Below are 7,098 nucleotides of genomic sequence, written 5' to 3' on the forward strand. Positions count from 1 at the left end.
CCGCTTCGCCGCTTCCTTGTCTGGCGCTTCCTAATCCATCTGGGGTTGATCGATCTGGGCCTGGGCCTCGTCCTGGGGTGTCTCGTCCTGGGGTGACATGTCCCCACTCCTCATCCTCGCTCAGGCCGTCTCGGTACCCGAACCACTTTAAGACATATGGCGTAGAATTGCGATGCCGACATAACGGAGAACACACCGACTAAGGAAGAGGGCGACCGATGGGACGGTACGGGGACCGCGCGCGGGAGACGTTGTTGGACGTCGCCGAGGAGCAGTTCGCGCTCCACGGAATCGACGCCGTGTCGAACCGGAAGATCACCGAGCGCGCGGGCACGGCGAACCACTCGGCGATCGCCTATCACTTCGGCAGCCGCGACGGATTGATCCACGCGCTGCTGGCCCGCGTCCACGACGGCGTGATCGCGCGGCGGTCGACGATCGCCGCCGGGCTCCCCGACTCCCCGACCCTCCGCGATCTGGTGCACGTCGGCGTTCGGCCGTGGATCGATTACCTCGACTCGCTGCCGGTCCCGAGTTACCGCGCGCGATTCACCTACCAGGCGATGCTTCTGCCGTCGGTCGCGGAGTCACTGCGCGCGGACATCGACGAGAGCCTGCAACCCGACAGCGGGCCGATCGGTGCAGACGGCGTGTCCCACGTCCCCGCACCGGTCCTCCGGACACGGATGCGCATCGTCACCGGCCTCACGCTCGGCCTGAGCGCGCGCTACGAGACTGAACTCGTAGCAGGCACCACAGAAGGGAACTGGGCGTCCGTCGGCAGTTTCATCGCCGATGCGGTGACCGGAATGCTGAGCGCCCCGGTGACCCACCCGGACGACTTCACGAGGGGGTTCGGCGCACCGTAGCGGCGTCAGCCCTCCAGCAGGCTGCGACGCAGGTTCTCGTCCTTCTCCAGCACCATCTCCTCGAGACCGGTCTGGAACTCGGTCATGGCCGACCGCAGGGCGGGCTCCGCGGCGCCGAGGATCCGCACGGCGAGCAGGCCCGCATTGCGGGCGCCGCCGATCGACACCGTCGCGACCGGCACCCCGGCCGGCATCTGCACGATGGAGAGCAGCGAGTCCATGCCGTCGAGATACTTCAGCGGCACCGGCACACCGATCACCGGCAGCGGAGTGGCGGACGCGACCATGCCCGGCAGGTGCGCGGCGCCGCCGGCACCGGCGATGATCACCTGGACACCACGGTCGGCGGCGTTCTTCGCATAATCGAGCATCCGCTGCGGGGTGCGGTGGGCCGACACCACGCCGACCTCGAACGGAACGCCGAACTCGACGAGCGCCTCGGCGGCGGCCTTCATGGTCGGCCAGTCGGAGTCGCTTCCCATGATCAGACCGACGCGCGGTGCCGGAGGGGTGTTCGGGGTACTCATTGGTCTTCGGTCTCCCTGTTGTTGGCTGCGGTGAGGTCTGCTGGGTAGGGGTCTGCTGGTGAACTTCGACGGCGCCGGTCACGCCTGCGCCGCGCAGGCGTCAGGCGTGCGGGTCCCAGCCGTCGGACCAGGTGCCGGTGCTCATCCACCGCGCTGCGCGCTCGGCACGTTCGCGAATGTCGTCGAGGGTCTCGCCGGGGCGACCGACGATGTTGACATGGCCGATCTTGCGGTCCGGCCGCTCCCCTTTGCCGTACATGTGCACCTTGGCTTCCGGCATCCGCGCGAACAGATGGTGCAGACGTTCATCCATCGCCATCTCCGGCGCCCGGTCGGCGCCCAGGATGTTGGCCATCACCGTCACGTCCGCGCGTGCCGCGGTGTCGCCGAGCGGATAGTCCAGGACGGCCCGCAGATGCTGCTCGAACTGCGAGGTCACCGCGCCGTCCATCGTCCAGTGGCCGCTGTTGTGCGGGCGCATCGCGAGTTCGTTGACGATCAAGTCGCCGTCGACCGTCTCGAACAGCTCCATCGCCATCGCCCCGACCACGCCGAGTTCGTCGGCCAGCGTCAACGACATCTGCTGTGCTTTCTCCGCCACATCGGGATCCAGTCCCGGCGCGGGCGCGATGACGACGGCGCACTGCCCCTTGCGCTGCACCGTCTCGACCACCGGCCACGCGGCGCCCTGACCGTACGGCGAGCGCGCGACCATCGCCGACAACTCGCGCGCCATCTCGATCTTCTGCTCGGCCATCAGGACGACGTCGCCGCCCACCTGGCTGTCGAAGGCGGCGAGCGCCTCGTCGCGGGTGTCGGTGATCCACACCCCGCGGCCGTCGTAGCCGCCGCTGACGGCCTTGATGACGACCTGCCAGTCCTGCGACTCGCCGAACTCGATCAGCGCCTCGCGCGCGGCGGACGCCTCGCCCGAGAGGTCCACGAACGCCGGGACGGGGAGCCCCAGCTCCGACAGCCGCTTGCGCATCGCCATCTTGTCCTGCGCGAAGTGAAGGGCCTTCGACGGCGGTCGGACCTGCACGCCGTCGGCCTCGAGTGCCTCGAGGTGCGCCAGCGGCACGCCTTCGTGATCGAAGGTCAGCGCGACGGCGCCCTCGGCCGCAGCACGGAGCGCTTCGAGGTCGTCGTGCGAGCCGAGAACCACATTCGCGCTCACCTGAGCAGCGGGTTCGTCAGCGCTGCCCGCCAGAACGCGCAGGCACTGTCCCAGTGCGATGGCCGACTGGTGCGTCATTCGCGCCAGCTGACCACCGCCGATCATGGTCACGGTGGGCATGCCGACGGTGCGGCGGTCAGGGCTGGAAGTCACACGTCGAGTTTGTCATGCCGACGAGGTGCGACGTGCACCGACGCCTGTCGATGCACGTCGACCGGGTCCGAGTAGTTACACTCGAACCTTGTGCCGACCATTGACGGGGTAGTGAACAGCCTGCCTCAACCCGTGCGACGACTGGTGTTGAAGCACAGCGAATTCATCAAGTTCGCAATCGTCGGCGGCACCACCTTCGTCGTCGACACCGCGGTCTACTTCCTGCTCGCGTTCACCATCCTCGACACCAAACCCGTCATCGCCCGCGTCATCTCGGGCGGCGTCGCCGTGGTGCTGAGCTACATCTTGAATCGCGAATGGGCGTTCAAGAACCGCGGCGGTCGTGAGCGCTCCCACGAGGCAGCTCTCTTCTTCATCATCAGCGGCATCGGCGTGCTGCTGGCCTCGGGCCCGCTCTGGCTCGGCAACAACGTCTTCCACATGCGCGAGAACATCGCGGGCCTGGAGCTGGCGATCGTCGACTTCATGCTCGGCATGATCATCGGCAACCTGCTCGGCATGGGCTTCCGCTTCTGGGCACTGCGCCGCTTCGCGTTCCCAGACGAGCAGCCGCGCGGCGGAGAGGGCGGCTCCACCGACTCGAAAGCCGCCGCCACCGAACTCAGCGATGAGGAACTCGGACACGCCTGACCTGCGAGTCGGGCTCCTCCGGGGGCTCGGCGCCGGTGCACATCGGGGTCACCACGGTGAACACCGCGGGGCGTCGCGAGACCAAAGCGAGACGCCCCCCGTCCGCTTCCACCAGTGCGCGAGCCAACGACAGCCCATACCCGCTGCGGCCTCCCCCGGACACCCCCCGTCGGAAGATGTCCGGTGCCAGGTCGTCCGGCACGCCGGAGCCCCCGTCGGAGACCGCGATGCGGATCATCTCGGCCGCAGGCAGCGCGCTGACGCCGATCACGCATTCGCCGCCGCCGTGAACCAGGGAGTTGTCGACCAGGACGCTCAGCGCCTCGCGCAGACGACCGGGTCGGCCGTACGCGTTGAGCCCCGGCTCGTCGAGCTCCACGCGGATCGACCGGCCCGCCGCACTGAACGACGGCTCGAAATCACCGACCAGGGTCTCCACCACCGCCGCGATGTCGACCGACACCCGCGCCTTGGAATCGGCGCGCGAGGCCGCGATCATCTCGTCGAGTTCACTCGCCAGCCGCTGAACCTGCTCCATGCCGGCTTCGGCCTCGCTCACCACGGCGGGATCGTCGTGCAGGGTCAACTCGTCCAACCGCAGGTGAATCGCCGTCAGCCGACTGCGCAACTGGTGGGACACGTCGCCGATGATCTCCCCTTCGCGTTCGAGCCGCAGCGCGATCTCCTCGTTGGCGTCAGCAAGGGCCGACGACACCCGATCGAGCTCATCGATGCCGTAGGTCGGCCAATCCGACGAGAAGTCGCCGCGCGCCATCGCGGCCGCGCGTCGGGCGACATCGGAGAGCGGCTCCGACAGCCTTCTAGCGGTCAGCGTGGCCACCAGCGCACCACCCAGCACCGCGATCACCACCGCCAGCAGCAGCGTGACCACACCCAGCAGTTGCGTCGGTCGGACGTCCTCCTGCGGGATGGCCAGGGTGAGATCGGCGTTGGGCCCGATCGTCACCGACTCCGACACCGCTGAGCCGGAGAACGCCAGACCGATCTGCCGCGTGCCGAGCCGATACCCGTCCGGGGCGTCCGGATCGGGGATGCGGTACGCGAGGGTGAGACGACCGTTCGGCGGCACCAGCAGCCGGAACTCGTCCAAATCGAGATCACGCGGCTGCACGGCCCGCCCCGCGGACTCCTCGGCCAGCACGTGCTCGCTCATCCGTTTGAGCCGCTCCGCGAGGTCCTGGTGCGTGGAGGTGGAGGACCAGTCCCAGGTGATGATGGTCATCGGCACGCCGAACATCACGCCCATCGCGACGAGCGACGCGATCATCATCTTGAGAATCCGTCGGCGCACTCCGGCGACCTCCCGCTACGGATCGAAGCGGAAGCCGACACCGCGGACGGTGACGATGTGCTTGCGCTTCTTCGGATGGTCGTCGCCGATCTTTCGCCGGATCCACGAGATGTGCATGTCGAGGGTCTTCGACGACCGCAGGTCCGTGGATCCCCACACCGCGTCCATGATGTCGTCGCGCGAGGTCACCTCCCCGGGGCGTTCCATCAGGAACCGCAGGAGGTCGAACTCGCGGTTCGCCAGCGTCAGATCCTCACCGTCGACCACCACGCGTCGCGCCTTCGGATCGAGCTGAATGTCGCCGCTGTCGAGGGTCTCCGCCTCGTCGGCGGCCACGGCGACACTCCGCCGCATCAGTGCCCGCACGCGCGCCATCAGTTCGGCGAGTCGGAACGGTTTCCCGACGTAGTCGTCGGCACCGGCGTCGAGCCCGACGACGAAGTCCACCTCGTCGGTGCGCGCGGTCAGCATCAGCACCGGCAACTGCGGCAGCGCCGCGCGCACGTGCCTGCACACTTCGAGGCCGTCCATGCCCGGCAACCCGAGGTCGAGGATCAGCAGGTCGTAGTCACCGGTCAGCACCTGCTGCAGGGCGGCAGGCCCGGTGGCGGCGATCTCGCACTCGTTGCCGTCGCGGGTCAGCGCGCGCGCCAGCGGCTCGGCGATCGCCGAATCGTCTTCGGCGAGCAGAACTCGGCGCGGTGAGTTCACCGTCGACCTTCGCGACGCGGGTCCCTGATCGCTCCACTCCGCCCCGGCGGCAGCAGTTCGTCGTCTGCTTCGTCCAGCAGTTCCTGATAGAGCTGCGCGTGCACGGACTCGACCTGCGGGATGTTCGCGAACGACAGCGGTTCATCGGATGCGGATTCGATCGTGAGGGTGCCGGTCCGCAGCATCCGGTCGATCAGCCCGTGCCGGAACTCGACGGTGCTGATGCGACGAATCGGGATGTCGATGCCCGACCGGGTGATGATCCCGTTGCGGTACAGAACGCGGCGGTCGGTGACGACGAAGTGCGTGGTCTTCCATGCCAGCAGCGGCCGGATCAGGAACCATCCGAGGGCAATCGCCCACACCACCGCGACCACGATGGTGACCGTGGACTTCGCGGTGTCGTTCATGGAAGACGATCGCGTGTACCCGATGGCGACGCCGGCCAGCGCAGTCACTATCCAGAAGATCAGAACCGGCAGCAGCAAGCTCTTCCAGTGCGGATGGCGGTGGATCACGACGACCTCGCCCGGAGCCAGATTCTCGCGCGAATATCCCATGGCATCACCATAGTGCCGGATGCCCAGGTGGCGCTGATTTCGGCGCTACACTGGCGGTTCGACCAGCAAGCACCGCAGATGCCAGCTAGACACGGACCAGGCTAAGGACCATGACGTACAACGATCCGCGCGACCCCTACCGCAACCAGCAGCCGCCGCAGACGCGCGCATACAGTCAGCCGGGCGATTACGCGCAGTACCAGGATCCGCACACTGCCAACTACGACGGCACGAATTACGACCAGGGCGGCTACACGCAGGGCGCACCGCAGCAGCAGCCGCCGCGCAAGGCCCCGCGACGCGGTCCCGACGTCGATCCGCTGATGTTCTGCGGCGGCGTCCTGATGACCGGCGTGGTGACCGGCCTGGCCGCCTGGCTGACCGCGTGGATCATCCGCGCGATCACGCAGAAGGTGAACGAGTCCGGCGAGTTGGGCATCTGGAATCCCCTCGCCCAGGACGAGGTGTGGTTCGCCGTCACCGGCTTCGTCGCCGCCGTCCTCGGCGGAGCGCTCTGGTACCTGCTGCAGGTCGGCACCCCGGCGCCCGATCAGTTCTACGGCTGGATCGTCGGCCTGCTGGTCGCGGCTGCGGTGATCATCCCGCTGTTCCTCTCGGCCGAGATCTCGTCCGGCATCGGCACCGCCGTCATGCACTTCATCATCGGCATGCCGGTCCTCACCTTGATTCCCACGATGGGCCGCGCCAGCGCCAAGAAGCGCCGCTGACGCAACCGGGGGTCGGGCCGCGCCAGACCGGGCAGCGCCCGACTACTCTCCGACGGGTCGCAGATGCGTCACGTCACCCGCGGATGCGGTGATGCGCCCGTCGGCCCCGTCGACCACGATCCGGCCCTCGTCGTCGATGTCGACGGCAGAGCCGATCACCTCGCGGTCGCCGGGCAGCACCAACCGCACGCGGGATCCGAGCGTCGCACTGACGGCGCGGTACCCGTCGGCCAGTTCCGGGATGCGGTCCGGCCAGGCGTCGAGCTTGGCCGACAAGGCACGTAGGTACGCCGCCGCGACAGCCAGCCGATCCACCGGACCGTCGACGAGTCCGCTGATCGAGGCGGCCGTGTCGGGTGCCGACCCCGCAGGCAGATCGAGGTTGAGACCGGTGCCGATCACCGCCACTC

At 68.1% G+C, this 7,098-nt stretch carries 8 protein-coding genes and 1 pseudogene; 3 read left to right on the forward strand and 6 right to left on the reverse strand.

Translation table 11 applies throughout. From position 1 onward, the window contains the following. Positions 1 to 218: 218 nt before the first annotated feature. Positions 219 to 869: a TetR/AcrR family transcriptional regulator gene (locus tag GX543_RS14490; RefSeq protein ID WP_290852869.1), complete on the forward strand. Its 651-nt coding sequence runs from the start codon at positions 219 to 221 to the stop codon at positions 867 to 869. 5 nt (positions 870 to 874) lie between these two features. On the opposite strand, the gene purE is transcribed toward GX543_RS14490, so the two are convergent. Both purE and GX543_RS14500 read right to left on the reverse strand, forming a co-directional pair. Then, positions 875 to 1,396 carry a 5-(carboxyamino)imidazole ribonucleotide mutase gene (gene purE / locus GX543_RS14495; RefSeq protein ID WP_290852870.1) on the reverse strand — a complete coding sequence of 174 codons (522 nt, stop codon included), beginning with the start codon at positions 1,394 to 1,396 and terminating at the stop codon, positions 875 to 877. Positions 1,397 to 1,496: 100 nt separating this feature from the next. Beyond that, positions 1,497 to 2,726: a 5-(carboxyamino)imidazole ribonucleotide synthase gene (locus GX543_RS14500; RefSeq protein ID WP_290852871.1), complete on the reverse strand. Its 1,230-nt coding sequence runs from the start codon at positions 2,724 to 2,726 to the stop codon at positions 1,497 to 1,499. Between the two features lie 90 nt (positions 2,727 to 2,816). On the opposite strand from GX543_RS14500, the gene GX543_RS14505 reads away from it, so the two are divergent. Then, positions 2,817 to 3,377, forward strand: coding sequence for a GtrA family protein (locus GX543_RS14505; RefSeq protein WP_290852873.1), 561 nt, complete (start codon positions 2,817 to 2,819; stop codon positions 3,375 to 3,377). Here GX543_RS14505 and GX543_RS14510 read toward each other — a convergent pair. Genes GX543_RS14510 through GX543_RS14520 form a run of 3 tightly spaced genes read right to left on the reverse strand, consistent with a single transcriptional unit; the run spans position 3,349 to position 5,960 of the window. Continuing rightward, positions 3,349 to 4,689 carry a HAMP domain-containing sensor histidine kinase gene (locus GX543_RS14510; protein WP_290852874.1) on the reverse strand — a complete coding sequence of 447 codons (1,341 nt, stop codon included), beginning with the start codon at positions 4,687 to 4,689 and terminating at the stop codon, positions 3,349 to 3,351. The two genes, GX543_RS14505 and GX543_RS14510, sit on opposite strands and share 29 nt — an antisense overlap. Positions 4,690 to 4,704: 15 nt before the next feature. Beyond that, the gene (locus GX543_RS14515; RefSeq protein ID WP_290852875.1) at positions 4,705 to 5,400 is read right to left on the reverse strand and encodes a response regulator transcription factor; all 696 of its coding nucleotides are present in this window, start codon (positions 5,398 to 5,400) and stop codon (positions 4,705 to 4,707) included. Beyond that, a complete protein-coding gene (locus tag GX543_RS14520; RefSeq protein WP_290852876.1) occupies positions 5,397 to 5,960 on the reverse strand; it encodes a PH domain-containing protein in 564 nt (187 codons plus the stop codon). Before GX543_RS14520 ends, GX543_RS14515 begins: the two co-directional genes overlap by 4 nt. 110 nt (positions 5,961 to 6,070) lie before the next feature. Between GX543_RS14520 and GX543_RS14525 the strand changes: the two genes are divergently transcribed. Next, entirely contained in the window at positions 6,071 to 6,688 is a 618-nt protein-coding gene (locus GX543_RS14525) for a hypothetical protein (protein WP_290852878.1), read from the forward strand. A 42-nt stretch (positions 6,689 to 6,730) separates the two neighbouring features. On the opposite strand, the pseudogene GX543_RS14530 reads toward GX543_RS14525, so the two are convergent. After that, positions 6,731 to 7,098 (reverse strand): annotated as a pseudogene (locus GX543_RS14530) (biotin--[acetyl-CoA-carboxylase] ligase); the annotation flags it as partial.

This window comes from Gordonia sp. (in: high G+C Gram-positive bacteria), assembly GCF_012515855.1.
Classification (GTDB): Bacteria; Actinomycetota; Actinomycetes; order Mycobacteriales; family Mycobacteriaceae; genus Gordonia.